Source organism: Halomonas sp. LBP4 (assembly GCF_003202205.1).
Classification (GTDB): domain Bacteria; phylum Pseudomonadota; class Gammaproteobacteria; order Pseudomonadales; family Halomonadaceae; genus Halomonas; species Halomonas flagellata.
In genome coordinates this window covers 509,716-535,721 of record NZ_PDOG01000003.1, presented here as the reverse complement: position 1 = coordinate 535,721, position 26,006 = coordinate 509,716, and the positions used below count along the sequence as shown (strand labels likewise).

Annotated in this window: 26 protein-coding genes; 4 read left to right on the top strand and 22 right to left on the bottom strand. The window is 68.1% G+C overall.

Annotation, left to right across the window (positions count from 1 at the left end; all coding sequences use genetic code 11):
- Window positions 1–50: 50 nt before the first annotated feature.
- The 17 genes from CR157_RS12830 to CR157_RS12750 form a co-directional block, all read right to left on the bottom strand.
- Window positions 51–1,475 (bottom strand): phospholipase D family protein, encoded by a 1,425-nt coding sequence (locus CR157_RS12830; RefSeq protein ID WP_110283904.1) that lies wholly within the window; start codon window positions 1,473–1,475, stop codon window positions 51–53.
- Between the two features lie 180 nt (window positions 1,476–1,655).
- Window positions 1,656–1,889, bottom strand: a complete 234-nt coding sequence (locus CR157_RS12825; RefSeq protein WP_110283903.1) for a hypothetical protein — start codon at window positions 1,887–1,889, stop codon at window positions 1,656–1,658.
- 44 nt (window positions 1,890–1,933) lie between these two features.
- Window positions 1,934–2,572: an urease accessory protein UreG gene (ureG, locus tag CR157_RS12820; RefSeq protein ID WP_110283902.1), complete on the bottom strand. Its 639-nt coding sequence runs from the start codon at window positions 2,570–2,572 to the stop codon at window positions 1,934–1,936.
- A gap of 475 nt (window positions 2,573–3,047) precedes the next feature.
- Window positions 3,048–3,752 carry an urease accessory protein UreF gene (locus CR157_RS12815; RefSeq protein WP_110284036.1) on the bottom strand — a complete coding sequence of 235 codons (705 nt, stop codon included), beginning with the start codon at window positions 3,750–3,752 and terminating at the stop codon, window positions 3,048–3,050.
- Window positions 3,742–4,263 (bottom strand): urease accessory protein UreE, encoded by a 522-nt coding sequence (ureE, locus tag CR157_RS12810; RefSeq protein ID WP_110283901.1) that lies wholly within the window; start codon window positions 4,261–4,263, stop codon window positions 3,742–3,744. Before ureE ends, CR157_RS12815 begins: the two co-directional genes overlap by 11 nt.
- A 65-nt stretch (window positions 4,264–4,328) precedes the next feature.
- Window positions 4,329–6,032, bottom strand: a complete 1,704-nt coding sequence (ureC, locus tag CR157_RS12805) for an urease subunit alpha (RefSeq protein ID WP_110283900.1) — start codon at window positions 6,030–6,032, stop codon at window positions 4,329–4,331.
- Window positions 6,029–6,361 carry an urease subunit beta gene (locus tag CR157_RS12800; RefSeq protein WP_110283899.1) on the bottom strand — a complete coding sequence of 111 codons (333 nt, stop codon included), beginning with the start codon at window positions 6,359–6,361 and terminating at the stop codon, window positions 6,029–6,031. The genes ureC and CR157_RS12800 overlap by 4 nt, the downstream gene beginning before the upstream one ends.
- Before the next feature lie 49 nt (window positions 6,362–6,410).
- Window positions 6,411–6,713, bottom strand: coding sequence for an urease subunit gamma (locus tag CR157_RS12795; RefSeq protein ID WP_110283898.1), 303 nt, complete (start codon window positions 6,711–6,713; stop codon window positions 6,411–6,413).
- Between the two features lie 217 nt (window positions 6,714–6,930).
- On the bottom strand, window positions 6,931–7,818 hold the full coding sequence (locus tag CR157_RS12790) for an urease accessory protein UreD (RefSeq protein ID WP_110283897.1): 888 nt from the start codon (window positions 7,816–7,818) through the stop codon (window positions 6,931–6,933).
- Window positions 7,815–8,513, bottom strand: a complete 699-nt coding sequence (gene urtE, locus CR157_RS12785; RefSeq protein WP_110283896.1) for an urea ABC transporter ATP-binding subunit UrtE — start codon at window positions 8,511–8,513, stop codon at window positions 7,815–7,817. The genes CR157_RS12790 and urtE overlap by 4 nt, the downstream gene beginning before the upstream one ends.
- The gene (gene urtD / locus CR157_RS12780) at window positions 8,513–9,358 is read right to left on the bottom strand and encodes an urea ABC transporter ATP-binding protein UrtD (protein ID WP_110283895.1); all 846 of its coding nucleotides are present in this window, start codon (window positions 9,356–9,358) and stop codon (window positions 8,513–8,515) included. Before urtD ends, urtE begins: the two co-directional genes overlap by 1 nt.
- Entirely contained in the window at window positions 9,355–10,503 is a 1,149-nt protein-coding gene (gene urtC / locus CR157_RS12775; protein WP_110283894.1) for an urea ABC transporter permease subunit UrtC, read from the bottom strand. The genes urtD and urtC overlap by 4 nt, the downstream gene beginning before the upstream one ends.
- 6 nt (window positions 10,504–10,509) lie before the next feature.
- Window positions 10,510–12,111 carry an urea ABC transporter permease subunit UrtB gene (gene urtB / locus CR157_RS12770; RefSeq protein WP_110283893.1) on the bottom strand — a complete coding sequence of 534 codons (1,602 nt, stop codon included), beginning with the start codon at window positions 12,109–12,111 and terminating at the stop codon, window positions 10,510–10,512.
- A 176-nt stretch (window positions 12,112–12,287) separates the two neighbouring features.
- The gene (gene urtA, locus CR157_RS12765; protein ID WP_373681019.1) at window positions 12,288–13,583 is read right to left on the bottom strand and encodes an urea ABC transporter substrate-binding protein; all 1,296 of its coding nucleotides are present in this window, start codon (window positions 13,581–13,583) and stop codon (window positions 12,288–12,290) included.
- 311 nt (window positions 13,584–13,894) lie between these two features.
- Complete coding sequence (locus CR157_RS12760; RefSeq protein ID WP_110283891.1) at window positions 13,895–15,421, bottom strand: tripartite tricarboxylate transporter permease; 1,527 nt, start codon at window positions 15,419–15,421, stop codon at window positions 13,895–13,897.
- Window positions 15,421–15,873 carry a tripartite tricarboxylate transporter TctB family protein gene (locus CR157_RS12755; protein WP_110283890.1) on the bottom strand — a complete coding sequence of 151 codons (453 nt, stop codon included), beginning with the start codon at window positions 15,871–15,873 and terminating at the stop codon, window positions 15,421–15,423. Before CR157_RS12755 ends, CR157_RS12760 begins: the two co-directional genes overlap by 1 nt.
- Complete coding sequence (locus tag CR157_RS12750) at window positions 15,873–16,859, bottom strand: Bug family tripartite tricarboxylate transporter substrate binding protein (protein WP_110283889.1); 987 nt, start codon at window positions 16,857–16,859, stop codon at window positions 15,873–15,875. The genes CR157_RS12755 and CR157_RS12750 overlap by 1 nt, the downstream gene beginning before the upstream one ends.
- A 207-nt stretch (window positions 16,860–17,066) precedes the next feature.
- Between CR157_RS12750 and CR157_RS12745 the strand changes: the two genes are divergently transcribed.
- Genes CR157_RS12745 through CR157_RS12730 form a run of 4 tightly spaced genes read left to right on the top strand, consistent with a single transcriptional unit; the run spans window position 17,067 to window position 20,798 of the window.
- The gene (locus tag CR157_RS12745; protein WP_110283888.1) at window positions 17,067–17,681 is read left to right on the top strand and encodes a helix-turn-helix domain-containing protein; all 615 of its coding nucleotides are present in this window, start codon (window positions 17,067–17,069) and stop codon (window positions 17,679–17,681) included.
- Window positions 17,678–18,340 carry a response regulator gene (locus CR157_RS12740; RefSeq protein ID WP_110283887.1) on the top strand — a complete coding sequence of 221 codons (663 nt, stop codon included), beginning with the start codon at window positions 17,678–17,680 and terminating at the stop codon, window positions 18,338–18,340. Before CR157_RS12745 ends, CR157_RS12740 begins: the two co-directional genes overlap by 4 nt.
- Window positions 18,337–19,710, top strand: a complete 1,374-nt coding sequence (locus CR157_RS12735) for a sensor histidine kinase (protein WP_110283886.1) — start codon at window positions 18,337–18,339, stop codon at window positions 19,708–19,710. The genes CR157_RS12740 and CR157_RS12735 overlap by 4 nt, the downstream gene beginning before the upstream one ends.
- Entirely contained in the window at window positions 19,707–20,798 is a 1,092-nt protein-coding gene (locus CR157_RS12730; RefSeq protein WP_110283885.1) for an ABC transporter substrate-binding protein, read from the top strand. Before CR157_RS12735 ends, CR157_RS12730 begins: the two co-directional genes overlap by 4 nt.
- A 36-nt stretch (window positions 20,799–20,834) precedes the next feature.
- Here the strand turns inward: CR157_RS12730 and CR157_RS12725 are convergent, their stop codons facing one another.
- The 5 genes from CR157_RS12725 to CR157_RS12705 form a co-directional block, all read right to left on the bottom strand.
- Window positions 20,835–21,323: a septal ring lytic transglycosylase RlpA family protein gene (locus CR157_RS12725; RefSeq protein WP_306766780.1), complete on the bottom strand. Its 489-nt coding sequence runs from the start codon at window positions 21,321–21,323 to the stop codon at window positions 20,835–20,837.
- Window positions 21,324–21,383: 60 nt separating this feature from the next.
- The gene (cobA, locus tag CR157_RS12720; protein ID WP_110283884.1) at window positions 21,384–22,229 is read right to left on the bottom strand and encodes a uroporphyrinogen-III C-methyltransferase; all 846 of its coding nucleotides are present in this window, start codon (window positions 22,227–22,229) and stop codon (window positions 21,384–21,386) included.
- Between the two features lie 131 nt (window positions 22,230–22,360).
- A complete protein-coding gene (locus CR157_RS12715; RefSeq protein WP_110283883.1) occupies window positions 22,361–23,821 on the bottom strand; it encodes a sodium-dependent transporter in 1,461 nt (486 codons plus the stop codon).
- Window positions 23,822–23,988: 167 nt separating this feature from the next.
- Window positions 23,989–25,089, bottom strand: coding sequence for a 4-hydroxyphenylpyruvate dioxygenase (hppD, locus tag CR157_RS12710; protein WP_110283882.1), 1,101 nt, complete (start codon window positions 25,087–25,089; stop codon window positions 23,989–23,991).
- A gap of 243 nt (window positions 25,090–25,332) precedes the next feature.
- Window positions 25,333–25,941, bottom strand: a complete 609-nt coding sequence (locus tag CR157_RS12705) for a LysE family transporter (protein ID WP_181422054.1) — start codon at window positions 25,939–25,941, stop codon at window positions 25,333–25,335.
- Window positions 25,942–26,006 lie beyond the last annotated feature (65 nt).

The following is a 26,006-nucleotide window of genomic DNA, read 5'->3' as shown; positions in this document are numbered from 1 at the left end:
TCGGCCCCTTCCAAGCTGGCCGGGGCGCCCGGCCCTGTCAAGTCGCGGACTCAGAAGGTCGAGAGGCCGGTGGCCTCCATCACCCGATAGCGCAGACGCTGCCAGGTAGTCGCCTCGTCGTGGGCCGCGAAGGGCTCGCTGGTGACCCGCTGCGGCGTCGAGTGCCAGCGCCGTTCGAAGAAGTCGCCGGCCTCGCGCAGCGCCGGCGTCTCGACCGGCCCGACCAGGCGCACGCTGGTCTCCAGGTTGAGGTCGTCGAGGTTGCGCCGGGTGAAGTTGGCCGAACCGAGGATCATCTCGGCCTCGCCCTCCCCCGCCGGCCGTCGCAGCAGCAGCTTGCTGTGGCACTGCTCGCCGCGGGTGGCACACCAGCGCACCGCGATGCCGGCTTCATGGAGCTCCCGCGCCACCGGCCGGTTGGGAATGCCGCCCTTCTCGAGGCCGAAGGCATCGCGGTTGGGGTCGAGCAGCACCCGGATGTCGGCACCGCGCGAGTGGGCCGCCAGCAGGGCCTCGATCACGCCGCGGTGGGCGAGGTAGAAGACCGCGATATCGAGCCGGTCGCCGGATTCGGCCCGCGCCAGGGCGGCCAGCAGGGCATCGCGAATCGTCCCCTCGGTGAGGACCTGGAGGTGCGCCGTACCGGCCGCGGCGGTGGCCACGGGTGGCCGGGGGGCGGGCAGCGCCACGCCCGACCAGCGGGCCACCGGGCGCTCGGCATCGAGCAGGTCGAGCGCGGCCGCGCCCTCGAAGCGCAGTGCCACATTGCCGTGCAGGCTGCTGGCATCGTGGGGATTGGCCGAGGTGACCAGCCCCGCCCAGCCGTCCCCCTGGTCGACCACCAGGCTCTTGCGGTGGTTGGCGTTGAAGTTGAGCAGCGCCAGGTAGCTGCGCAGCGGTACCCGCCCGGGTCCCAGGGCATTGGGCAGCCAGCCCCCCTCGCTGCCGTTGCCCAGCCAGCGCGGCCCCAGGTGCCAGAGGCCGGACCAGAGCGGGTTGGAGGCACGCAACCGGTTCAGGTCGGTCAGCACCACCGTCACCCCGGCCTCGCGCAGGGCGTGTAGGTGGTCGAGGTCGAGCCCCCCGTAGAGGGTATTGAGCGGGTCGGTGATCAGCACCGCCATGAGCCCGGGGTGACGCCGCCGCTGCTCGATCAGCGCCTCGGTCAATTCCGCCGAGAGCGGGCGGAAACCGTCGCTCTCCGCCGCGCCGGCGAAATCGTTGAACAGGAACATGTCGAGCACTACCAGCCGCCTGGCCTGGCCGATGAGCGCAAGCACCTCGTCGAATATCTCGCCTTGGACCCGACGCTCACCCGCGGCGTCGACCCAGGTCTCGTCGGCGAGAAAGCGCACTCCCGTGGCGGGGCGCTGCGGCCAGGCGTGTCCGATCCCTTCCGGCAGCGGCTTGAAGCGCTGCCAGGCACCCATGGCGACCCAGGCCACCAGCAGCGCCACGACCAGCCATGGCCACATGCCTCCTCTCCTCCACCGCGCGCCACGGCGGCCACCGAACGATCGCATCCTGGACTCCTTTCCCGGCATCCCCGGCGACGACGCCTCCGCGGCGCCGACAGCTGCAGCATATCCTGCCGGATGCGATGACGCAGCACGCCCGGCCGGGGCCGGGCGCTGCCGCTGTACCGCTGGAGACGATCACGGTTGCCGGCGCAGCCTCAGGCGGCGCACGATGAAGCGGGTCAAGGCGACCAGGGCCGCGACGCCCAGCAGTGACATGGCGATCACCGCCAGCAGTGCCGGACTCCCGGTATGACTGTGCACCGCCGGGGCCTCGTGCCCGGAATGCGCCACGGCCAGGCCGGCGCCGAGCAGCAGGGCGGCAACGGCAACCAGTGCCGCGCGGGAAACGATGAAAAGATGACGTGTCATGAGGGCAATCTCCTGGGTAATCCTTGAATCGGTGGTTGACGGGATCAGGCGCTGGTGGTGGCGAGCCGGGGGCGACGCTCCGGGAGCATGCCGCGGTCGAGGATGAAGCGGATGATCTCCTCGAGGCCGACGCCGTCGTAGAGGTTGGTGAAGACGAAGGGCCGCTCGCCGCGCATCTTCCGCGAGTCGCGCTCCATCACCTCCAGCGAGGCGTGGACCTGCTCGGCGATATCGATCTTGTTGATGATCAGCAGGTCGGACTTGGTGATGCCGGGGCCGCCCTTGCGCGGGATCTTGTCGCCGGCGGAGACATCGATCACGTAGAGGGTGAGATCCGAGAGCTCGGGGCTGAAGGTGGCCGAGAGGTTGTCGCCGCCGGACTCCACCAGCACCAGCTCGAGATCCGGGTGGCGCGCCTGTAAGTCATCGATGGCGGCGAGGTTCATGGAGGCATCCTCGCGGATGGCCGTGTGCGGGCAGCCGCCGGTCTCGACACCGAGGATGCGGTCCGCCGGCAGCGCCTCGTGCTTGAGCAGGAAGTCGGCGTCCTCGCGGGTGTAGATGTCGTTGGTGACCACGGCGATATCGTAGTGGTCGCGCAGCGCCAGGCAGAGCTGCTTGAGCAGCGCCGTCTTGCCGGAGCCCACCGGGCCGCCGACGCCTACGCGCAGGCAATGTGTCATGTCGTTGCTCCTGTGCTATCAATCACTTTCATTCTCTCAGGGTCATCCCAGTCGCGATCTACCAGACGCCGAGACCCGCCCCTATGGGGTCAGACCCCAGCCGAGTTACCGGGCTTGTCATGGTGCACCTGGCGAGCGGATTCGACACCGCCGGGGTCTGACCCCCTAGGGCCTCCCAGCGCTGGCAGCCCACCGCCAGAACATCTTCAACATACTGATTTTTCAGTAAGACTCCTGGGAATTCCTCAGAGTCTGACACTCAAGGCTCCTATGGGGTCAGACCCCAGCCAAGTCGCGAAGCCCGTCATGGTGCGTCTTGCGAGCGGATTCGACGCCGCCGGGGTCTGACCCCATAGGGACCGGCAGCGCTGGCAGCCTGCCACCCATCCATTCTCAACGCATTGATAATGCTTAAATATTTCTGGGGATGCCTCAGGGTCTGCCCCCCCAAGGCTCCACTTCTTCCCTCTTCCCTCTAGCTCCGAAACAGCCGCGAATACTGGGTCTCGTGCAGGGCACTGGCCAGCGCCAGGCCGGGCAATGCCGGGCCCAGGTCGTCATCCTCCAGCGTCAGCGCCGCGTCCACCGCCGTCACCAGCGCCGGGCGCAACCGCTCCACCAGGCGCTGGGCGGCGGTATGGCCGAGCGGCAGCGCCTTGCAGGCCACGGCGAGCTGGTTCTCGAGCCAGGCCCAGGCGAAACCGAGCAGCGCCTGGCGCACCGGCACGCGGCGCACCTGCGCCGTCCAGGCGAAGACCGTCACATAGCCGGCCCCCGGCGGCAGCGGCGGCTCGCTCGGCAGCAACTCGAGGCTGCCGAGAAGACGTGCCAGCGATGCCCCGAGCCGTGCGTCCTCGGCGGCAAGCTCCGCCGTCTCGCGGTTGGCGGCGAGCCAGGCGTCCCACTCGGCGATTCGCTCGGCGTCTCCCGCGGCCCAGGCCCCCTGCAGTCGCGCCAGCAGCGGCAGTTCGCAGCGGGTCAGGCCGTCCTCGAGTACGCCGGCGAGCCACTCGCCGAGGCTCGCCTCGTCGCTGACCCAACCGAGTTCGAAGGCGCTCTCCAGGCCCTGGGAGAAGGCAAAGGCGCCGATGGGCAGGGCCGGGCTGACCAGTTGCAGCAGCCCCAGTAACGCCAGATCATCCTGCGTCTGCCCCGCTTCGCCAGGCCACTCAGTATGCATGGTCATGGTCGTGATCATGGGCGTGGCCATGCGGGTGCGAATGACCGTGCGAGTGCCCTCCCTGGGTATAGGCACCCGGCTCGGGGTCGAAGGGTGCCTCGTGATGCTCGAGCGTCGCCCCCAGCAGCTCGGCCAGCTCCTCCAGCACATGGTCCGGTGGGAAGCGCACCCAGCCCTGCCCTCGTGAAGGGGGCTCGTCCTCACCCAGCGCCAGTTGCACATGGCGGTTGCCCAGGTGGTAGGCGAGCCGGGCCAGCGGCAGCCCCGCGGCGATGCGCGCGGTGACCACCGGCTCGACGGCGGCGTGGATGCGCACCACCGCGCCGTCCTCGGCACGCAAGCCCTCGCCGTCGCGCAGCACCGGGCCGCGGTCGAGGAAGAGGCCCAGCTCACGGCCACTGTCGCTCGTCGCCTTGAGCCGCCCGCGGATGCGCAGCTCATAGGGCAGCGTCAGGGTGTCGGTAGCCTGGCTCGCCGCGATGGGGCCCAGGCGTTCGGTCAGTTTCAGCATCGTCTACCTCAGTCTCGGGCTTCGAGCCACGGGCCTCGAGCCGCTCGTAGCTCGTAGCTCGTAGCTCAGAACAAGTGATAGCGCTGCGCCAGCGGCAGCTCGGTGGCCGGCTCGCAGGTCAGCAGTTCGCCGTCGGCGTGCACCTCGTAGGTCTGCGGGTCGACGGTCAGGTGCGGGCAGGCGTCGTTGAGCTTCATGTCGGCCTTGCGCACGCCGCGCACGTCCTTGCACGCCGAGAGCTCGCTCGCCAGGCCCAGCCGCTCCTTGACGCCGGCGTCCAGCGCCGCCTGGCTGACGAAGGTCAGCCGGGTCTGGCTCGCGGCGCGGCCGAAGGCGCCGAACATGTAGCGGTAGTGCACCGGCTGCGGCGTGGGGATCGAGGCGTTGGGGTCGCCCATGGGGGCGGCGGCGATCATCCCACCCTTGAGGATCAGCGCCGGCTTGACGCCGAAGAAGGCCGGGTCCCACAGCACCAGGTCGGCCAGCTTGCCGACCTCCACCGAGCCCACCTCGTGGGCGATGCCATGGGTGATCGCGGGGTTGATGGTGTACTTGGCGATATAGCGCCTGGCACGGAAGTTGTCGGCACCGAGCGATTCGTCCTCGGGCAACAAGCCGCGCTGCACCTTCATCTTGTGGGCGGTCTGCCAGGTGCGGCACACCACCTCGCCGACCCGCCCCATGGCCTGGGAGTCGGAGGCGATCATCGAGATCACCCCCAGGTCGTGGAGGATGTCCTCGGCGGCGATGGTCTCGCGGCGGATACGCGAGTCGGCGAAGGCCACGTCCTCGGGGATGTTGGGGTCGAGGTGGTGGCACACCATCAGCATGTCGAGGTGCTCGTCGATGGTGTTGACCGTATAGGGCCGGGTCGGGTTGGTGGACGACGGCAGCACGTAGGGCTTGGAGCAGGCGGTGATGATGTCCGGCGCGTGCCCGCCCCCGGCGCCCTCGGTGTGGTAGGTATGGATCCCACGCTCCTTGAAGGCCGCCAGGGTATCCTCGACGAAGCCCGATTCGTTCAGGGTGTCGGTGTGGATGGCGATCTGCACGTCGTACTTCTCGGCCACGCTCAGGCAGTTGTCGATGGCCGCCGGCGTGGTCCCCCAGTCCTCGTGCAGCTTGAGCCCCATGGTGCCAGCCTCGAGCTGTGCTTCCAGCGCGTCCGGCAGGCTGGCATTGCCCTTGCCGAGCAGGCCGATGTTCATCGGCAGGTCGTCCACCGCCTGGAGCATCTTGCCAATGTGCCAGGGGCCGGGGGTGCAGGTGGTGGCATTGGTGCCGGTGGCCGGCCCGGTGCCGCCGCCGAGCATGGTGGTGATGCCGCTCATCAGCGCCTCTTCCACCAGTTGCGGACAGACGAAGTGGATGTGGGCGTCCAGGGCGCCGGCGGTGAGGATCTTGCCCTCGCCGGCGATGATCTCGGTACCCGGGCCGATGACGATCCCCACGTCGGGCTGGGTGTCGGGATTGCCGGCCTTGCCGATGGCGGCGATGCGCCCGGCCTGGATCCCCACGTCGGCCTTGACGATGCCCCACCAGTCGAGGATCAGCGCATTGGTGATCACGGTGTCCATCACGCTGTCATCGTGACGCTGGCTCTGGCCCATGCCGTCTCGGATCACCTTGCCGCCGCCGAACTTCACCTCGTCGCCGTAGTGGGCGGCGTCGCGCTCCACCTCGACCCACAGCTCGGTGTCGCCCAGGCGCACCCGGTCGCCCACCGTGGGACCGTACATGTCGGCATAGGCCTGACGGCTGATCTTCATGGCGTGTCTCCTTTCGCTGTCCCGTCGAGCGCTCCCATCACCTCGCCGCGAAAGCCGTAGATGTGGCGGCGGCCGACGAAGGGAATCAGCGTGACCTCGCGCGACTGGCCCGGCTCGAAGCGGATCGCCGTGCCGGCGGCCACGTCGAGGCGGCAGCCGCGGGCCTTGTCGCGATCGAAGCGCAGGGCGGGGTTGGTTTCGGCGAAATGGTAGTGGGAACCGACCTGGATCGGCCGGTCGCCGGTGTTGGCCACCTCGACGGTGATCCGCTGACGCCCCGCGCAGAGCTCGATCTCGCCGTCCTGTAACTGATACTCACCGGGAATCATTTGTGGCTCCTTGTCAGTCGCCGTGAGGAACACCTCTCTCCTCACAGATTCACACTATGGGGTCGTGGATGGTCACGAGCTTGGTCCCGTCCGGGAAGGTGGCCTCCACCTGCACCTCGTCGACCATCTCGGCCACGCCCTCCATGACGTCGTCACGGGTCAGGATCTCGCGGCCGACGCTCATCAGCTCGGCGACGCTGCGGCCGTCGCGGGCGCCTTCCATGATCTCGAAGCTGATCAGCGCCACCGCCTCGGGGTAGTTGAGCTTGAGGCCGCGGGCACGCCGTCGCTCGGCCAGTTGCGCCGCCGAGAACAGCAGCAGCTTGTCCTTGTCTCTGGGGGTCAGTTCCATGGGTGTATCTCCTCAAGGTGTAAGAACGGCGCCTGGCGGCTTTTGGGATGCCTTCCCACGCTTTTCTCGGCGTCGGCTTTCCGTTCGCTGCCTATGTCGACGGCATGGCCCCTATGGGGTCAGACCCCAGCCATTACACCAAAGCCCGTTTTCTGCTGATTGCTTGCGGAAACGCCTCCGCCGGGGTCTGACCCCAAAAGCCTTCGCAAAAGCCTTCTCAGGTTAGCCAGATCCGCGGCACACAGGCCACGCGGCCGGTCAGCCGCGGCCTCAACGCCTTCCAGGCCGCCTCGCACAGCGCCCAGGCCTCGTTGCGATCGTTGCCCAGGTAGCGCAGCAGCAAGACGCCGTGACGCACCGTCACCGCCCAGCGTGAACTCGCGGGCAGTGCGGCGCGCAACGCCTCCACGGCGCCGGCCTCGTCCTCGAGGCCCACCGCCCAGAGGGTCGCCTGGACGCTGGCGCCGCCCTGCCCCCAGCGCCCGGCAAAGCGCGGGTGACGCGGGTCCAGCGGCTGGCGCTCCAGCCACAGCGGCCGGCCGTCTCGCACCAGGCGAAAGCGCTGGTCGATGCGCCCGGAAACATAGGGCAACTCGCTCGCCGGGCGGCCCAGGGCCAGGACCTCCCAGCCCAGGCAGCGTGCCTGGCCCTCGAGCGCGATGGTGGTGCACTGCTCGCCCCTCGAGCCGTCGAAGGCGATGGTCTCCTGGGGCAGCCATTCGAGAATGCCGCCATCGGCCACCTCGAGACGGGTCTGCTGGGCCCAGGCCACGCCGTGGCTGTCGGCACGGTAGAGCTTGTTGGCGGCCGGCGTGGTGAGCAGCGTCCGGGCGCCGCTGCCCACCCTGGCGGTGATCGCCAGGGTATCGCCGCTGACCAGGCCACCCGGCGGGTGAAGCAGGTAGACATGGCAGGCGCCTTCCCGGCCCTCGGGGTAAAAGGGACGCTGGACCCGCAACGGCCCGCGATGGCGGGCCTGGGTCATGCGGGTCGCCCCGCTGCGCTTGTCGAAGGCGAGTTCAAGCGACGCCGCCCAGCGACGGCCGGCATCGAAGCGATGGCCGGAAGGTGAAGCGTCGGGGGCAAGGGTCACGAAGGCTGTCATACCGTGAGGTGCTCCTTGATCAAGGCATCGGAGAGCTCGCCGATCTCGCCCCCGGCCACCGGTCGGCCGCGGTCCATGATCACGAAGCGGTCGGCATACTTGCGGGCGAAGGGCAGTTTCTGCTCCACCAGCAGCACCGTCAGGCCGTCCTCACGGATCAGCCTGCGAATCACCTCGCCGATCTGGGTGACGATATTGGGCTGGATGCCCTCCCCCGGCTCGTCGAGGATCAGCAACCGGGGCTCGATCACCAGCGCCCGGCCGATGGCCAGTTGCTGCTGCTGGCCGCCGGAGAGGTCGCCGCCGCGACGATGCTTCATCTCCTCGAGCACCGGAAACAGCTCAAAGATGCGCGCCGGAATGGTGCGCCCGCCGTCGCGCCGCGCGGCGAGCCCGGTGCGCAGGTTCTCCTCGACGGTGAGCAGCGGGAAGATCTGCCGGCCCTGGGGCACGTAGCCGATGCCCAGCCGCGAGCGCTCCTCCACCCGCTTTCGGGTCAGCTCCACCTCATCAGCATAGCGGACGCTGCCGGCGGCCGCGGCCACCTCGCCCATGATCGCCTTCATCAGGGTGGTCTTGCCCACCCCGTTGCGGCCCATCACGCAGGTGCACTGCCCCGCCGGCACCTCGAGGTCCAGGTCCCAGAGGGTATGGCTCTCGCCATAGTACTGGTTGAGCTTGTCGATACGGAGCATCAGGCCACCTCCTCTTCGGCCTCGGCGCCGAGATAGACCTCGATCACCTTCGGGTCGCTGGAGACCCGGTCCATGCTGCCCTCGGCCAGCACGCTCCCCTGGTGGAGCACCGTCACGGTGCGGGCGATGGAGCGCACGAAGCCCATGTCGTGTTCGACGACGACCACCGACTGCTTGCCCTTGCCGGCCAGGCCGGTGAGCAACTCGGCGGTGCGCTCCATCTCCTGCTCGGTCATGCCGGCCACCGGCTCGTCCACCAGCAGCAGGCGCGGCCGCTGCATCAGCAGCATGCCGATCTCCAGCCACTGCTTCTGGCCGTGGGAGAGGATGCCCGCCGAGGCGTGGCGCAGCTCGACGAGGCCGATGGTGTCGAGCACCTCCTCGATGCGGTCGCGACCCTCGCCGGTCAGGCGCGCGGTCAGCGTGGGCAGGATGCGCTTGTCGGCGGCCATGGCCAGCTCCAGGTTCTCGAACACCGTCAGCGCCTCGAAGACCGTGGGCTTCTGGAACTTGCGGCCGATGCCGAGGCTGGCGATCTCCGGCTCGTTCAGGGTCAGCAGGTCGTGGCGGCTGCCGAACCACACCGAGCCGCTGTCGGGCCGGGTCTTGCCGGTGATGATGTCCATCATGGTGGTCTTGCCGGCGCCGTTGGGGCCGATGATGCAGCGCAGCTCGCCGTCGTCGATGGTCAGGTTGAGATCATCGATGGCCTTGAAGCCGTCGAAGCTGACGCTGACGTCCTCCAGGTAGAGGATGGGGCCGTGGCGCACGTCCACCGGGGACTGCGCCGGGACCAGGAAATCGAAGACGCGTTCCCTGTCGGCCAGGGACTTGATAAAGCTCATGCGGAGACCCCCCTGCCGGTAGTCGTGGTGGCGCCCTCACCTTCGCGCCGATGCGTCAGGCGCTGGTTCTGGAAACGATAGGTCAGCAGGCCGGCGATGCCCTTGGGCAGGAAGACGGTGACCAGCACGAACATGCCGCCCAGGGCGAACAGCCAGGCATCGGGCATCACCCCGGTGAACACCGTCTTGGCGTAATTGACCAGCAGCGCGCCGATCACCGCCCCGTAGAGGGTCGCGCGACCGCCCAGGGCCACCCACAGCACCACCTCGATGGAGAAGATCGGCGAGAACTCGCTGGGGTTGATGATACCCACCTGGGGCACGTAGAGGGCGCCGGCGAGGCCGGCGAGCATCGCCGAGACCACGAAGACGAACAGCTGGAAGCGCTCGACCCGGTAGCCCAGGAAGCGGGTGCGCGCCTCGGCATCGCGGCAGGCCACGCTGACCCGGCCCAGCTTGCTGGCGACGATGGCGCGGCACAGCACATAGCCCAGCGCCAGGGCGATGCCGGTGGCGAGGAACAGGCCCAGCCGGGTGGCGTCGCTTCTCAGGTCGAAGCCCAGCAGCTCGCGGAAGTCGGTGAGGCCGTTGTTGCCGCCGAAGCCCATCTCGTTGCGGAAGAAGGCCAGCATCAGGGCGAAGGTCATGGCCTGGGTGATGATCGACAGATAGACACCGGTGACCCGCGAGCGGAACGCCAGGAAGCCGAATACCAGGGCCAGCAGGCCCGGCGCCAGCAGCACCATCAGGAAGGCGATCCCGGGCATGTCGAAGCCCAGCCAGTACCAGGGCAGGCTGTCCCAGTCCAGGAACACCATGAAGTCCGGCAGCACCGGGTCGCCATAGGTGCCACGGTCGCCGATCTGGCGCATCAGGTACATGCCCATGGCATAGCCGCCCAGGGCGAAGAAGGCGCCGTGCCCCAGGCTGAGGATACCCAGGTAGCCCCACACCAGGTCCACCGCCACCGCCAGCAACGCATAGCTCAGGTACTTGCCGAGCAGGGTCACCGTATAGGTGGAGACGTGCAGCGGATGGCCCGCCGGTACGGCCAGGTTGAGCACCGTCACCAGCGCCAGGGCGGCCAGCAGGATGCCCAGGAACAGCCGGGTCGAGCGTTCGTTGAAAGGTCTGGTCAACCACATGACGTTTTACCCCTCCGCCGCCCGGCCCTTCTGCGGAAAGAGTCCGCGGGGGCGCTTCTGGATGAACAGGATGATGAAGACGAGCACGACGATCTTGGCCAGCACCGCACCGGCCCAGGGTTCGAGCACCTGGTTGATGACGCCCAGCGACAGGCCCGCCACCAGGGTGCCCCAGAGATTTCCCACGCCGCCGAACACCACCACCATGAAGGAGTCGATGATGTAGTTCTGGCCCAGGTTGGGGCCGACATTGGTGAGCTGTGAGAGCGCCACGCCGGCCAGTCCCGCCACCCCGGAGCCCAGGGCGAAGGTGAGGATGTCGACCCGGGTGGCGCGGATGCCCATGGAGCGCGCCATGGCACGGTTCTGGGTCACCGCCCGCACCTCCAGCCCCAGGCGGGTACGGCGCATCACCAGCATCAGGCCGGCGAACACCACCAGGGCGAAGCCCAGTACGTAGAGACGGTTGAGGGTCAACGAGAGCCCTTCGTTGAGCATGATCGAACCGCTCATCCACTCCGGCGAGACCACGGTGCGGTTCTGCGGCGAGATTACGGTACGTACCAGCTGTTGCAGGATCAGGCTGACGCCGAAGGTGGCCAGCAGGGTCTCCAGGGGGCGTCCCTTGAGGAACTGGATGACCCCGCGCTCGATGGCCACCCCGGCCAGCGCCGCCACCAGGAAGCCGGCCGGAATCGCCAGCAGCAGCGCCAGGCCGGGCTGGCCGGGCAGCAGCTGCTGCATGGCCCAGGTGGTGTAGGCCCCGAGCATGATCAGCTCGCCGTGGGCCATGTTGATCACGCCCATGACGCCGAAGGTGATGGCCAGGCCGATGGCCGCCAGCACCAGCACCGAGCCCAGCGAGAGGCCGAAGTAGAGGGTCTCCAGGCCGCGGTTGAGCTTCATCTTCTGCTCGATACCGGCCAGGGCCGAGGTCGCGGCGGCGGCGAGTTCGGGATCCTCGCTGCGGCTGGCGACATTCAGCGCCGAGCGCACCCGGGAATTCAGGCTGCCGGCCAGGGCGTCCACCGCCGCGGCATCGCCCTCTTCCAGGCGGTGGATGGCCAGCGCCTGCTCGAGCAGGCGACGCACCTCGGCGTCCTCCTCGCCGTCGATGACCGCACGGAGCGGCTCGGCCAGGGTGGCATCGACGTCGCCGAGGAGCTCGCGAGCCGCCTCGCGTCGGTCACGAACCTCGTCGGCGTGCAGGTCGAGCACCGCCAGCGCCCCCTGCAACTGGCCGCGCAGGGCGTTGTTGATACCGATGCGGTCCAGCTCGCGTCGCGACATCTCGCCGGCGTCCTCGAAGCTCAGCGCATCGACCACCGGCCAGCTGCGGCCGCGGTTCTCGACGACCACGACGAACTGGCCGGTGTCCTTGTGACGCTGTAGCTTGCCGCCGAGCAGCGCCTCGAGCCAACGGCGGCTGCGCTCGTCGCCGCTGGCGATGATGGCCTCGATCGCCTCGCCCTTGTCGGCGTAGGAGGCGGTATCGAGGGGGGCCAGCAGGGCCTGGCCGGGATCGTCCTGCGCCTGGGCGGCCAGCGGCAGGCCGAGCAGCAGGCAGAGGCACAGCAGGCCCGACAGGCAGCGTGGGAGCATCCTCATGGGCGTGTCCTGTATTTCGACGTCTTGCGGATGGCTGGGCTTACCCGGCGACAGGCCTTCGTGAGGGCGCTGTGACCCCTTCCCTGGGCGCTACATCTGCCGTCCCTGGCAGATGACCCTCACTACGCCCTGTCCCCGGCGCCCAGCATTGCGGGGAGGCGGTTAAGATCGTGTCGTTATTCGGGCGCCTCTTCCTCCGCCTGGCTGCCGCCGCAGCTGCCGCGCACCACGTTGTAGTTGCCGCACTCCATGGGCTTGCGCCAGTCGCTGATCAGGTCCCTGGAGCCTTCCAGGTAGTCGGACCAGGCGTCGCCGGCCACGGTGGAGGGCGTCTCCCAGACGATGGAGAACTGGCCGTTGTCCTGGATCTCGCCGATCAGCACCGGCTTGGTGATGTGATGGTTGGGCATCATGGCCGCGTAGCCGCCGGAGAGGTTGGGCACCGCCACGCCGATGATGGCGTCCTTGACCGCGTCGACCTCGGTGGTGCCGGCCTTGCGCACCGCCTCGGTCCACATGTTGAAGCCGATGTAGTGGGCCTCCATGGGATCGTTGGTGACCGCCATCTCGTCGCCGGTGTGCTCGATCCAGGCGTCGATGAAGTCGTAGTTGGCGTCGGTATCGACGCTCATGAAGTAGTTCCAGGCCGCCAGGTGGCCCACCAGGGGCGCGGTGTCGATGCCGGTGAGCTCCTGCTCGCCCACCGAGAAGGCCACCACCGGGATGTCGGCGGCATCGATGCCCTGGTTGCCGAGCTCCCGGTAGAAGGGCACGTTGGCATCGCCATTGATGGTGGAGACCACCGCGGTCTTCTTGCCCTGGCTGCCGAAGGCCTTGATCTCGGAGACGATGTTCTGCCAGTCCGAGTGCCCGAAGGGGGTGTAGTTGACCATGATGTCGTCGTCACCGACCCCGTGCGACTTCAGGTAGGCCTCGAGGATCTTGTTGGTGGTACGCGGATAGACGTAGTCGGTGCCGGCCAGCACCCAACGCTCCACCCCGACGTTGTTCATCAGGTAATCGACGGCGGGAATCGCCTGCTGGTTGGGGGCGGCACCGGTATAGAAGACGTTCTCGGAGGACTCCTCGCCCTCGTACTGCACCGGGTAGAAGAGCAGGCCGTTGAGTTCCTCGACCACCGGCAGCACCGACTTGCGCGACACCGAGGTCCAGTTGCCGAAGATGACGTCGACCTCCTCCTGGGCGAGCAGCTCGCGGGCCTTCTCGGCGAACAGCGGCCAGTCGGAGGCGGGGTCGACCACCACCGCCTCCAGCTCGCGACCCAGCAGGCCCCCCTCGGCGTTCTGCTGCTCGATCAGCATCTCCACGGTGTCCTTGAGCACCGTCTCGCTGATCGCCATGGTGCCGGAGAGGGAGTGCAGGATGCCCACCTTGATGGGCTCCTCCTGGGCCAGGGCGGGGGTGGCGACGGCCAGGCTCAGCAGCGAGGCGGCCAGCCAGTGGGGACGCATGGCGGGACGACGTGGGGTCATGGTGAACTCCTTGCGTATGGGACTTGTTATGGGACGCCCAGTCCATCGCAAGGCTCGTGCCAGCCCGACCAGAATCGGAGTTATCCCTTCACAATCATCATGTTGCACCGGTCATCCAGATATCGTCATCGCCCCAGGATGCATCGTCATGGTGCAGGAGCGGCCTGCTTACGCTCCACCGGGGCACGGGGCCATGGTGCAATGCACCGAGTTGGTGCCCACAAAAAGAACACGGGGGCGCCGATCGCATCGGCGCCCCCGCGAGTCAGCAGGGTGAATGAGCGGTGGGATCAGTCGCCTTCCGGGCCTCCGGCTGTCGCCGCGACCTGCATGCGGCGGCGCAGGATCGGGCCAACGATGTAGGGCAGGACCAGCCCCGCGATGGCGAAGGCCCACAGGCCGATGGCCAGGCCGCTGTCCCAGAGGATGGTCCAGTCGCCGTCGGAGATGTCCATGGCATGGCGCAGGTTCTTCTCCATCTCCGGCCCCAGCAACAGGCCGAGGATGATCGGCACCAGCGGGATCTCCAGCTTGCGCAGGACATAGCCTCCCACCCCGAAGGCCACCATGAAGTAGAGGTCGAAGACGGTGTTGCTGATCGAGTAGATGCCCACGAAGGCGACCATGGTGACGATCGGCAGCAGGTACATCGGCGGCACCGACAGCAGCTTGACGAAGATGCCCACCAGCGGAATGTTGAGCACCAGCAGCAGGAAGTTGCCGATCAGCAGCGCGGCAATCACGCCCCAGACGATGTCGGCGTTCTGGGTGAACATCAGCGGCCCGGGGGTGATGTTCAGCGAGATCAGCAGCGCCAGCAGCACCGCGGTGGTACCGCTGCCCGGCACGCCCAGCGTCAGCATGGGCACCAGGGCGCCGCTGGAGGCGCCGTTGTTGCCGGCCTCGGGACCGGCCACGCCGCGCGGGTCGCCCTTGCCGAAGTAGCCCTTCTTGCCCACGATCTTCTTTTCCAGGGTATAGCCGATAAAGCTGCCCAGCGAGGCGCCTGCCCCAGGGAGTACCCCCGCAATGAAGCCCAGCACGCCACCCCGGAAGCTGGAGGGCAGGATGAAGCGGATGTCCTTCCATTTCAGCGTGAGCTTGTTGACGGCCATCTTCTCCTTGCCGCCCCCGGCCTTCTCCTCGATGAAGAACAGCAGCTCGGAGATGGCGAACAGGCCGACGATGGCGATGATGAAGTCCACCCCCTCGTAGAGTTCGAGCACGCCGAAGGTGTAGCGCTGCACCCCGGTATTGTCGATGCCCACGGTGGCGATCATCAGGCCGATGGCGGCGGCCACCACCGTCTTCATGGGGTTCTTGCCGGTGATGCCGCCCAGGGTGGCGAAGGCCAGCAGGAACAGTGCGAAGTACTCGGCCGGCCCGAAGGTCAGGGCGAAGTCGGCCAGCAGCGGCGCCAGCAGGATCAGCCCCACCGTGGCGATCAGGCTGCCGATGAAGGAGGCCACGGCGGAGATCGCCAGCGCCTCGGAGGCCTTGCCCTGCTGGGCCATGGGATAGCCGTCGAGGCAGGTCATCATCGCCGGTTCGTCGCCGGGGATGTTCAACAGGATCGACGAGATGCGCCCGCCGTACATGGCCCCGGCATAGACCGCGGTGAGCATGATCAGCGCGGTCTCCGGGGCGAGCCCCAGGCTGAAGGCCAGCGGAATCAGGATGGCCACGCCGTTGGCCGGGCCGAGCCCCGGCAGGGCGCCGATCAGGGTGCCGAGGAAGGCGCCGAGCAGGGCGAACAGCAGGTTGTGCGGGGCCAGGGCGACACCAAACCCATCCATCAAGAAGCCGAGGGTCTCCATCAGCTCACCTCCAGGAACGAGAGCAGGCCCAGCGGCAGCGCCAGGTCGAGGGCGAAGTTGAACAGCAGGAACACCACCACCCCGGAGATCGCCCCGGTCACATAGGCCCTCACCGGGGCGGAGCCCATGCGCCAGCAGAGGGTCCCCACCGCCAGGGTCGTGCTGATGATGAAGCCCAGCGGCTGCAGCAGCGCGGCGTAGAGGATCAACACCACCACGGCGACGATCAGCTCGATGCCGGTGCGGCTCCAGGGCCAGGCGTTATCCGGATCCGGCCGCACGACCATGTACAGGCTGGAGAGTGCCAGCACGACAGCCAGCAGGCGTGGAAAGGTATCGGGACCGACGGCTTCGGTCCCGCCGAAGGGTTCGGGAAACTGGGTGGTGCCCCAGCCGTACGCGACGGCCAGGACGATCATCAGGACCCCGAAGATGCGGTCGTTGTAGGTCATTACTGAATCAACCCGATGTCCTTGGAGAGGGTTTCGATCTCGGCGATCTGGTCCTTGACGAAGGACTCGAATTCGCCGGCGCTCATATGGAAGGGCATCAGGCCGTTCTGGGTCATGACGCCCTGCCACTCCTCGCTTTCATAGATGGTGTCCATGGCGTCGACCCAGTACTGCTTGGCCTCGTCGGAGATGTCCGCCGGCATGTAGAAGCCGCGCCAGTTGGGGCCGAGGGCATCGATACCCTGCTCCATGGCGGTCGGGATGTCGGAGAACTCGCCGGGCAGGCGCTCCTCGGAAAGCACGGCGAGCACCTTGAGGTCACCGGATTCCATGAAGCCCTGCGCCTCGGTGATGTCGCCGGTGAAGGCATCGACGTGACCGCCGATCACCTGGGTCAGTGCCTCACCACCGTTGTTGTACGACAGGTAGGGAATCCGCGGCAGGTTCTCGACATCGGCGGCCTGGGCGGCGATCAGCACCTTGAGGTGATCCCAGCCCCCCTTGGCACTCCCCCCGGCGAACTTGACGCTGCGCGGGTCTTCCTTGAGGGCATCCATCAGGTCATTGAGATCTTCGTACTCGGAATCCGCCGATACCCCGATGACCCCGTAATCGGCCCCCAGCGCCCCGATCCAGTTGACCATGTCGGCGTTCATGTTCGGGAACTGCCCCTGGGCCAGTCGCGTGGTGGTCGCGGTGGACGCCGCCACCAGCAACTGCTCGTCGCCGGCACGCTTGCTGACGGTATGCCCAAAGGCCACGCCGCCACCGGCACCCGCCATGTTGATGGTCTGGACGCTGCGCGGAACGATATCCAGGTCCTCCATCACCTTGCCGACACTGCGGCAGGTGAAGTCCCAGCCGCCGCCCGGATCGGCAGGCGCCAGGCATTCGACCTTGCCCTGGGGCTCGAAGGCCGTGGCGCTTCCCGCGCTCAGGGTCACGGCGGCGATGGCGAACAGCTTGAGTGGCGTTCTGGTGGACATTGTTGTATTCCCCTCGTTGGTCGATCCGGGACGGATCCTTGGTTGACTTGTCGGAGGTGATCGCCTACCTTACAGTTCTGTAAGGCAGAACTACGTTCCTCAGGGTGGAAAGTTAGGCATCCCGGGGGGGGCGCGTCAATGCCAAAGTCCCTTATTGCGACCAAAGTTGAACACCCCTTCGCCACGTCAAGGAGGCATCGTCACCACATGGCACAGGACCGCGTCGAGGCCGTGGAACGAGCGCTGACGGTGCTCGAGGCCTTCGACTCTCCCCGGGACCACTTCACGCTGGCCGACCTGGCGCAGGTCACCGGCTTCTACAAGAGCACCCTGTTGCGACTGCTGGCCTCGCTCGAGCGTTACGACTACGTGCAGCGCGGCCAGGATGGGTGCTATCGGCTCGGCCACACCCCGGTACGCCTGTCACGGCGCCACCTGCCCAGCCGCCAGCTGGCCGCCTGGATACAACCGGTACTGGACACCCTGGCCGAGCGCAGCGGCGAGACCGCCGCCCTGCTCGAGGTCGGCATGGGCCACGCCGAATGCCGCCTGGTCACGCTGCCCGAGGCGAGCCTGCGTCACGACCTGCGGCCCGGCATGCGCTGGGCGGTGGCCAACGACGATGAGCCCGCGCTGGAACTCCCTGGCGGCTTCATGCTATGCCGGCTGCTGGACGCCTGGTCCGACGGCTTGCCGCTCTGGCTGAGCCTCTCCGGCCCTGCCGGGCGCCTGCCGCGGGACGATGCCCGACACCATCTCGATGCCGCCCTGGCCGAACTCGCGCGACGGCCGGCCGATGACGCCGAACGAGGCACGCAATGAAACTCCTGCTGATCGAGGACGACACCCTGCTCGCGGAGACGCTCGGCGATGCCCTGCGCCAAGAGGGCTACCGGGTCACCACCATCGCCGACGGCATCGCCGCACGGCAGTGCCTCGCCACCCCCCACCACGGCCATGACCTGATCCTCCTGGATCTCAACCTGCCGGGTTGCAGCGGCCTGGAGATCCTCGCCACCCTGCGCCATCAGGACGGCGAGACCCCGGTGCTGATCCTCACCGCCCGCGGCGCCATCGAAGACCGCGTGCGCGGGCTCGACCTGGGGGCCGACGACTACCTGGCCAAGCCCTTCGCCCTGGACGAGCTCGAGGCTCGAGTGCGCGCCCTGCTGCGCCGCCAGGCCCGCGGGCACAGCCTGCAAGTGGGTGAACTGGTCTTCGACGCCCTGACCCAGCGCTTCACGCTGGACGGCGCGCCCCTGAGCCTGCCGCCCCGCGAGCAACGTCTGCTGAGCTGCCTGATGCGCCATGCCGGTGAACCGGTGGACAAGGCACGACTCGCCGAGGAAGCCTTCGCCGGTGACGCCATGGGCGACAATGCCATCGAGGTCTACATCCATCGCCTGCGCCGCCGGCTCGCCGGCAGCCAGGTGGAGGTGCGCACCGTACGCGGGCTGGGTTATCTTCTGGAGGCGCCATGAGCGACCAGGGCAGCCTCTACCGCCGCCTGCTGGCCTGGCTGTTGCTGCCCCTGCTGGTGCTGGGCACCCTGATGCTGGTGCTGGCCTACCTGGACGCCCGGCGGACCGCCGATCGTGCCTTCGATCGCCTGCTCGAGGCCGCTACGCTGGCCATCGCCGAGCAGGTCCAGTGGCAGAACGAACGGCTCTGGCTCGACCTTCCGCCGGCGGCCCTGGAGATGCTCGCCACCAGCGCCGAGGAGCGGGTGTTCTACGCCTTGTTCGACGGCGATGGCCACTTCATCACCGGCAACGCCCGACTGCCCGGCGACCCGCGCGGCGACAGCGAGGCTGTCGACACCCTGCACTATCGCAATGTCGATTGGCGTGACCTGGCCCTGCGCCAGGGTATTCGCCGCACCCGCCTGGAAGACTGGAGCCTGCGCGAACGCTTCGAGGTGCGGGTGGCCCATACCCGCGAGGGACGCCAGGCACTGACGCTCGCCCTGTTTCGCGGCAACCTGGCCTACATCGCCGCCATGGCGGGGCTGGCGGTGATCGTCGTGCTGCTGGCGGTGCGCTCCGCCCTGGCACCGCTGACCCGGCTGCGCCGCGCCATTCGGGCGCGCGATCCACGCACCCTGGCGCCGCTGGAACTGCCCTTGCCACGCGAACTCGCCGAACTGCGCGAAACGCTCAACGAGCTGCTGGCGCGCATGCGCCGGGTGCGGGCCAACCAGGAACGCTTCATCGGCGATGCCTCCCACCAGTTGCGCACGCCCCTGGCCGGCCTCTCCGCCCGCGCCGAGCTGGCCCTGCGCCAGGACGATCCCCGGGCCTGGCACGACGCCTTGCGGGCCATGCAGTCCACCAGCGCCAGCACCGCTCGCCTGGCGGTGCAGCTGCTGTCGCTGACCCGCCTCAACAACCCCGAGGCGACCCCCGAGCTGCAACGCCTGGACCTCAACGAGATCGCCCGCACGGCGACGCGCAGCGCCCTGAGCGTGTGCCATCGCGACGGCATCGATATCGGCGTCGAGACCACCGCCGGGCCGGTCATGATCGACGGCATCGACTGGCAGCTCGAGGAAGCGCTGAGCAACCTGATCGACAATGCCCGACGCTACGGCGCCAGATGCATCACGGTGCGGGTCCTGGATGCCCCCGCCACCCTGGAGGTGGAAGACGACGGCCCGGGCATTCCTGCGGAGCAACGCTTGATGGTGTTGCGCCCCTTCTACCGTGGCCGTGACGGTGTCGAAGGCTCGGGGCTGGGCCTGGCCATCGTGGACGGCATCGCCCGCACTCACCGGGCACGCCTGGTCCTGAACGATGCCCGGGACGGCAAGGGCCTGCGCGTGACGCTGCGCTTCCTGGGGGACCACCAATGACCAAGTCACTGTGCCTGCTGCTGTGCCTGGCATGGCTCAGCCTGCCGGGGCTGGCCGACGAGAGGCTGCACTTCCCCGCCGCGCCAAGCGATGGCGAGCCGCCGCTCTCGCTGATCGTCCATGGCGCACTGGACCTGCCATACGTCAAGCCGGTGCTGGAAGACTTCCACCGGCGCCATCCGCACTTCGAGCTGCACTACCGCAACTTCACCACCCTCGAGCTGCATCGTCGCTTCCTCGATGACGACGAGGAAAAGGCCGACCTGGTGATCTCCTCGGCCATGCCCTGGCAGTACCGGCTGGCCAACGACGGCCATGCCCAGCCGCTGAGGACAGCAAGCGCCGAGGCCTGGCCGGACTGGGCACGCTGGCGCCGGGAGCTGTTCGGCCTCACCTTCGAGCCGATCGTCATCGTCTACCGCCGCGAGCTGGCCGAACGTTTCGGGGCCATCACCAGCCACGCCGACCTGCTGAATCTGCTGGAAACCCGGCACCAGGCGCTACGCGGGCGCGTGGTGACCTACGACCCGGCACGCAGCGGTGCCGGCTACACCTACGCCATCGAAGAGGTGCGTCTGTCGCCGCGCTACTGGGACCTGGTCGCCGCCCTGGGCGGCGTCGATGCGGAACTGGTCGGCACCACGGGGGAGATGCTCGAGGGCCTGGCGGAGGGACGCTATCTGATCGGCTACAACCTGCTGGGCAGCTACGCCAGTGATTTCATCGCCACTCATCCGCAACTGGAGATGGTGATCCCGCGCGACTACGCCCTGGTCACCCAGCGCCTGGCCTTCATTCCCCGCGAGGCGCCGCATCCCGAAGCGGCACGACGCTTTCTCGACTATCTGCTCAGCGAGACGGGGCAAGGGGTGATCGGCGAACAGACATCGCTGGGCGCGGTGCATCCGGCGCTGGAAGGCCCCGGCACGGCACGCGAGTTGCGCACCCGCCTAGGCGACGCCCTGCGCCCGATCCGCCTGGGGCCGGGCCTGCTGGCCACGCTCGACGACCTCAAGCGCGAGGCGCTGCTGGCCCGCTGGACGCGGGAATATCAACGCTGGTCGGGCCGGCCCCGGCCTCACCCCTGACCGCCCCGCGGCCGCGGGTGGACAGCGTCGGTGGCGTCACCGTGCCGGGCTGAGCCGTACCGCTGCCGTGCCGCTACGCACCATGCCGAGTTCCTCGGCGGCACGGCGCGACAGATCGATGACCCGCCCCCCGACGAAGGGTCCGCGGTCGTTGATGCGCACCACGGTCTCGCGACCATTGCCCAGGTGGGTCACCCGCACCCGGGTGCCGAACGGCAGCGTGCGGTGCGCGGCGGTCAACGCCTCCCGGTCGTAGTGCTCGCCGCTGGCGGTGCGCCGGCCATGGTAGCGGTCGGCGTAGTAGGAGGCCTGCCCCTGCTCGCCGGTCCAGCCGGCCGGCGCCTCGACGCCGGCCTGGTGGCCACCGCGACCGGCACAGCCGGCCAACAGCACGACCGCCAGCAGCAGCATCGTCAGGCGGAAGGCGGGGGGCGGTCGGCATGCGCTCCCGGGATCACGGGCATCGGCAGCAACGGCCTCGGCGGTGACGATATCGGCAATGACGATGCGGTGACGGGATGACATGGCGAAGGCTCGGCAAAACGGGCGGATATTGTCGCATGCCCGGCCCGTCATGCAAGGCGGTTACCGTTTGCCGGTATCCCAGCCGCGGCTCTCTGCCAGCTGGCCATCGAACCAGGCCAGGCGGTCGTGGAGCGCCACCACGCCGCCGACGATGATCAGCGTCGGCGGTCGCAGGATGTCGCCCAGGGAGTCCGGCATCCACCCCAGGGTGCCGCGATGCACTCGCTGGCGAGCCGTGGTGCCCTGCTCGATCAGCGCCAGGGGGGTCTCGGGCGACAGGCCATGGGCGACCAGCTGGCGACGGATCTCCGCCAGGCCGTGCAGCCCCATGTAGAAGACCAGGGTCTGGCCGGGGCTGGCCAGGGCCGGCCAATCCAGGTTCGTGCTGCCGTTCTTGAGATGGCCGGTAACGAAGCGCACCGACTGGGCATGGTCGCGGTGGGTCAGCGGGATGCCGGCATAGGCGGCGCAGCCCGAGGCCGCGGTGATGCCGGGCACCACCTCTACCTCGACGCCCTCGGCCACCAGGGCCTCGAGTTCCTCGCCGCCTCGCCCGAAGATGAAGGGATCACCGCCCTTCAGGCGCACCACCCGCTTGCCCGAGCGCGCCCAGTCGAGGAGCGCCTGGTTGATCCCCTCCTGGGGCAGGCTGTGGTCCGAGCGCGCCTTGCCGACATAGAGACGCCGCGCGGCGGGGTTGGCCAGGGCCAGGACCTCCTCGCTGACCAGCCGGTCGTGGAGGATCACCTCGGCCGCCTGCAGCCGCTTGAGCGCCTTGAGGGTCAGCAGCTCCGGGTCACCGGGCCCCGCCCCCACCAGGCTGACCCGGCCCCGGGAGGGAGACCCGGGAGCTGGCGCGCCGGCGGGATCGTGCTGGTCGTCTCGCGGATCATGATCGACGCTCATATACCCTTCACTCCTGATTCAATCGGCCACATATGCCATAAAGTAATGAATTGGAGGCCACGGTGCCACCCGCAAACGTCTCGCCCCCGCACGGGCGGGGGCGAGACGGGAGCGTCATGGCGCGCGGGAGATCAGCCGCCCAGGGCCCGACGCAGGCGGGGGCTCGTCAGCTCGCCGACCAGGGTCACCGCCACCAGCACGGCCAGCAGCCAGGGCCAGTGGGCGCCGAACTCGATGCGGGCGATGCCCAGCGCGTCGACGAAGATCACCAGGATGCCCAGCGGGCTGACGTAGCGCACCATGAACAACCAGAGGGCATGCCAGCGCGGCGACAGCCCCAGCTCGTCGCGGAAGGCCTCGCTCTTCAGCACGAAGCCGGCGAGCAGCACCATGCCCAGCCCGCCGAGCGGCATCATCCAGCGCGAGGTGAGGTAGTCCAGCCAGCCGAAGAAGTGCTTGCCGGCCAGGGTCCAGTCGGCCCCCAGGTTGAACGACAGCATCGCCAGGGTGCTCACCAGCCACAGCACGATACCGGTGCCCCAGGCCGCCGCACGGCGCGAGACGCCCTTGTTGTCGCACAGCCAGGAGACGGTGGCCTCGACCATGGAAATCGACGAGGTCAGTGCGGCCATGGAGAGCATCACGAAGAACAGGATGCCGAACAGGGTACCCAGCGGCATGGCCTGGAAGGCCAGCGGCAGGCTCATGAAGATCAGCCCCGGTCCGCTGCCCGGGCTCATGCCGTTGGCGAAGATCACCGGGAAGATCGCCAGGCCCGCCATCAGCGCCACCAGGGTGTCGGCCACGGCCACGCTCAGGGTGGTACGGGCGATGGAGGCACGCCCCGGCAGGTAGCTGCCATAGGTGAGGATGGCCCCGGAGGCCAGCGACAGGGTGAAGAAGGCATGCCCCAGGGCGGCCAGCATGCCTTCGCTGGAGAGGCTGCCGGCGTCGAAGGAGAACAGGAAGCGCACCGCCTCACCGAAGCCACCGGAGAAGACCCCATAGCCGATCAGCACGGCCAGCATGACCACCATGCCGGGCATCATCCAGCTGACACTCTTCTCGATGCCGGCCTGGACGCCCTTGCCCACGATCGCCATGGTGGCCACGGTGACCAGGGTGCTCCAGAAGCCCAGGTTGAGGGGGCTCTCGTTGTTGGCGCCGAAGAGCGCCGCCATCTCGTCGACGCTGGAACCGGCGAGGCCGCCGCTGAGCATCTTCCACAGGTAGGCGAAGGACCAGCCGGCCACCACCACGTAGAAGGAGAGGATCATGAAGCCGCAGAGCATGGCCATCCAGCCGAGCAGCGACCAGGCGGAGGCTCCGCCGGAGTCGGCGGCCACGCGGCGTATGGCGTCGATGGGGCTGCCGCGGCCGCGCCGCCCGAAGGCGATCTCGGTCATCATCACCGGTACACCGACCGCCAGGATACAGCCCAGGTAGACCAGCACGAAGGCACCACCGCCGAACTCGCCGGTGATGTAGGGAAACTTCCAGATGTTACCCAGGCCGACGGCGGAGCCGGTAGCCGCCAGCATGAAGCCCCAGCGGCCGAGCCACTGGGCACGAGGTTGTTGGGATCTTGTCATGTCTCACCAGGGGAAGCAGAGGGTATTGTTGTCACCCGACTCGATGAATGATCGGCATGGACCACTCATTGTGACGGATTTTATTGTGAGATGGCAGATGAACAGGGGTTGATCCTGCCCACCTGCCAGGAATGCTCCCCGCCCGGGAGGGGGCGGGGGCCACGGGATCAATCGTCCTTGAGCACGCCGCGTCGGATCTGGTCCTCCTCGATGGATTCGAACAGCGCCTTGAAGTTGCCCTCGCCGAAGCCGTCGTTGCCCTTGCGCTGGATGATCTCGAAGAAGATCGGGCCGATCACCGTCTCGGTGAAGATCTGCAGCAGCACCCCCTGGTCGGGGCCGCCATCGATCAGCAGGCTCAGCTCGCGCAGCTCCTCGACGTTCTCCTCGTGGTTCGGCACTCGCTGGTCGACCTTCTCGTAGTAGGTGTCCGGGGTGGTCAGGAAGGTGACGCCATTGGCCCGAAGCGCCCGCACGGTGGCGTAGATGTCGTCGGTGGCCATGGCCAGGTGCTGGATCCCCTCGCCGTTGTACTGGCGCAGGAATTCGGCGATCTGGGAGTTGTCGTCGGCGGACTCGTTGATCGGGATGTGCATCTTGCCGCAGGGCGCGGTCATGGCCCGGGAGTGCAGCCCGGTCTTCTTGCCCTTGATGTCGAAGTAGCGAATCTCGCGGAAGTTGGCGATCCGGGTGTAGAAGTCGGCCCAGGCGTCCATCTGGCCACGGTCGACGTTGTGGGTCAGGTGATCGAGCACCTTGAGGCCCACGCTGTGGTCGTTGGCACCGCGGCCGGGAATCGGCTCGAAGTCGATGTCGTAGATGGTGCGCCCCTCGTCGTCGACCTTGGGATCGACGAAGTAGAGCAGCGAGCCGCCGATACCCTTCACGGCGGGGATGCCCACCTCGCCGGGGCCCACCGGGTTCTCCACCGGCTCGGCGCCGTGTGCCACGGCGTAGTCGAAGGCCTGACGGGCATCGGCCACCTTCCAGGCCATGGCACAGGCACTCGGACCGTGCACGCGACCGAACTCGGCGGCGTGGCTGCCCGGCTCGGCGTTGAGCACGAAGTTGACGCCTTCCTGCTGGAATAGCGTGACCTGCTTGGAACGATGCTTGCGAGTCTCGGTGAAGCCCATCCGAGTGAACAGCGCGCGCAGCGCCTCGATGCCCTCGGCGGTCGGCGCGGTGTACTCGACGAACTCGAAGCCGTTGGTGCCGATGGGGTTCGTCTTGCTGATGGTGCTCCGGGTCTGGGCGGGTGCGTTCATGATCTCCTCCGGGAATGTTGTATTGCAGGGCCTGTCGCCTCGATGTGCCCCCAGCCTAGTGCCCTCCTCCCCGGCCCGGAACGCTCCATGGCCCGCTTCCTGCCCCCGTTCCAGCCTCTCGCCGGGGTGCGACCGTCAAATTTTCGTTACATGTCGCTCGCCCCGGCTGTTCCCGCCCGACGGGTGGCGAGAATCCCTGACACGGCGTAACGAAAGATTTACAGCCGTTGTACTCCCGTGCCCTCAGCCGATCATGCCCCCACTGGCCAGCCGCCCGGCGACCCCGGCCATGACCAGCGCGGTCACGCCATCGACGACCTGCCAGGCCCGCCGGCTTACCAGGCGGGGCGCCAGCCAGCCGGCGGCCGCCACCAGACCGAAGAACCAGCCCAGCGAAGCCAGGCTCGCGCCGAACAGGAAGCCTCCCGGGCTCGGCTGCATGGCCCCGAGGGAGCCCAGCACGACGAGGGTCTCGAGATAGACCTGGGGATTGAGAAGGGTCACCGCCAGGGTCGCCAGCAGCGCCCGCCCGGGCGACCCCGGCGCACCTCCATCGGCGACCAGGCCCCTTGGGCGACGAACCCGGCACAGTGCCAGCCAGGCCTGCCAGGCCAGGAACAGGGCGCCACCCCAGCGGGCCAGCAGCATCAGCCCCGCCTGTTCGGCCAGCAGCGCCCCCGCCCCGAGGATCCCCAGGGCGATCAGCAGGCCATCGCAGCCGGCGCACACCCCGGCCACCAGCCAGCCGTGTTCCCGGCGCAACCCCTGCCCCAGGACGAAGGCATTCTGGGCCCCGATGGCGATGATCAGGCCACCACTCACCAACCAGCCGTAGACGATGGACGTCAGCACTCTCCCTCTCCCTCCGCTTGTCATGGAGGGCCATTCTGGGCTTGACTCTTTTATCAGGGAAATTA

Coding starts and splice junctions, on each gene's coding strand:
- CR157_RS12735 (WP_110283886.1), top strand. CDS start 18,337: ATGAGCGACCAGGGCAGCCTCTACCGCCGCCTGCTGGCCTGGCTGTTG.
- CR157_RS12740 (WP_110283887.1), top strand. CDS start 17,678: ATGAAACTCCTGCTGATCGAGGACGACACCCTGCTCGCGGAGACGCTC.
- CR157_RS12750 (WP_110283889.1), bottom strand. CDS start 16,859: ATGTCCACCAGAACGCCACTCAAGCTGTTCGCCATCGCCGCCGTGACC.
- urtD (WP_110283895.1), bottom strand. CDS start 9,358: ATGAGCTTTATCAAGTCCCTGGCCGACAGGGAACGCGTCTTCGATTTC.
- urtC (WP_110283894.1), bottom strand. CDS start 10,503: ATGTGGTTGACCAGACCTTTCAACGAACGCTCGACCCGGCTGTTCCTG.
- CR157_RS12725 (WP_306766780.1), bottom strand. CDS start 21,323: ATGTCATCCCGTCACCGCATCGTCATTGCCGATATCGTCACCGCCGAG.
- CR157_RS12825 (WP_110283903.1), bottom strand. CDS start 1,889: ATGACACGTCATCTTTTCATCGTTTCCCGCGCGGCACTGGTTGCCGTT.
- CR157_RS12755 (WP_110283890.1), bottom strand. CDS start 15,873: ATGACCTACAACGACCGCATCTTCGGGGTCCTGATGATCGTCCTGGCC.
- ureC (WP_110283900.1), bottom strand. CDS start 6,032: ATGAAGATCAGCCGTCAGGCCTATGCCGACATGTACGGTCCCACGGTG.
- CR157_RS12795 (WP_110283898.1), bottom strand. CDS start 6,713: ATGGAACTGACCCCCAGAGACAAGGACAAGCTGCTGCTGTTCTCGGCG.
- urtE (WP_110283896.1), bottom strand. CDS start 8,513: ATGCTCCGTATCGACAAGCTCAACCAGTACTATGGCGAGAGCCATACC.
- urtB (WP_110283893.1), bottom strand. CDS start 12,111: ATGAGGATGCTCCCACGCTGCCTGTCGGGCCTGCTGTGCCTCTGCCTG.
- CR157_RS12800 (WP_110283899.1), bottom strand. CDS start 6,361: ATGATTCCCGGTGAGTATCAGTTACAGGACGGCGAGATCGAGCTCTGC.
- CR157_RS12715 (WP_110283883.1), bottom strand. CDS start 23,821: ATGACAAGATCCCAACAACCTCGTGCCCAGTGGCTCGGCCGCTGGGGC.
- CR157_RS12745 (WP_110283888.1), top strand. CDS start 17,067: ATGGCACAGGACCGCGTCGAGGCCGTGGAACGAGCGCTGACGGTGCTC.
- CR157_RS12790 (WP_110283897.1), bottom strand. CDS start 7,818: ATGACAGCCTTCGTGACCCTTGCCCCCGACGCTTCACCTTCCGGCCAT.
- ureE (WP_110283901.1), bottom strand. CDS start 4,263: ATGCTGAAACTGACCGAACGCCTGGGCCCCATCGCGGCGAGCCAGGCT.
- urtA (WP_373681019.1), bottom strand. CDS start 13,583: ATGCGTCCCCACTGGCTGGCCGCCTCGCTGCTGAGCCTGGCCGTCGCC.
- ureG (WP_110283902.1), bottom strand. CDS start 2,572: ATGACACATTGCCTGCGCGTAGGCGTCGGCGGCCCGGTGGGCTCCGGC.
- CR157_RS12815 (WP_110284036.1), bottom strand. CDS start 3,752: ATGCATACTGAGTGGCCTGGCGAAGCGGGGCAGACGCAGGATGATCTG.
- cobA (WP_110283884.1), bottom strand. CDS start 22,229: ATGAGCGTCGATCATGATCCGCGAGACGACCAGCACGATCCCGCCGGC.
- hppD (WP_110283882.1), bottom strand. CDS start 25,089: ATGAACGCACCCGCCCAGACCCGGAGCACCATCAGCAAGACGAACCCC.
- CR157_RS12730 (WP_110283885.1), top strand. CDS start 19,707: ATGACCAAGTCACTGTGCCTGCTGCTGTGCCTGGCATGGCTCAGCCTG.
- CR157_RS12760 (WP_110283891.1), bottom strand. CDS start 15,421: ATGGAGACCCTCGGCTTCTTGATGGATGGGTTTGGTGTCGCCCTGGCC.
- CR157_RS12830 (WP_110283904.1), bottom strand. CDS start 1,475: ATGTGGCCATGGCTGGTCGTGGCGCTGCTGGTGGCCTGGGTCGCCATG.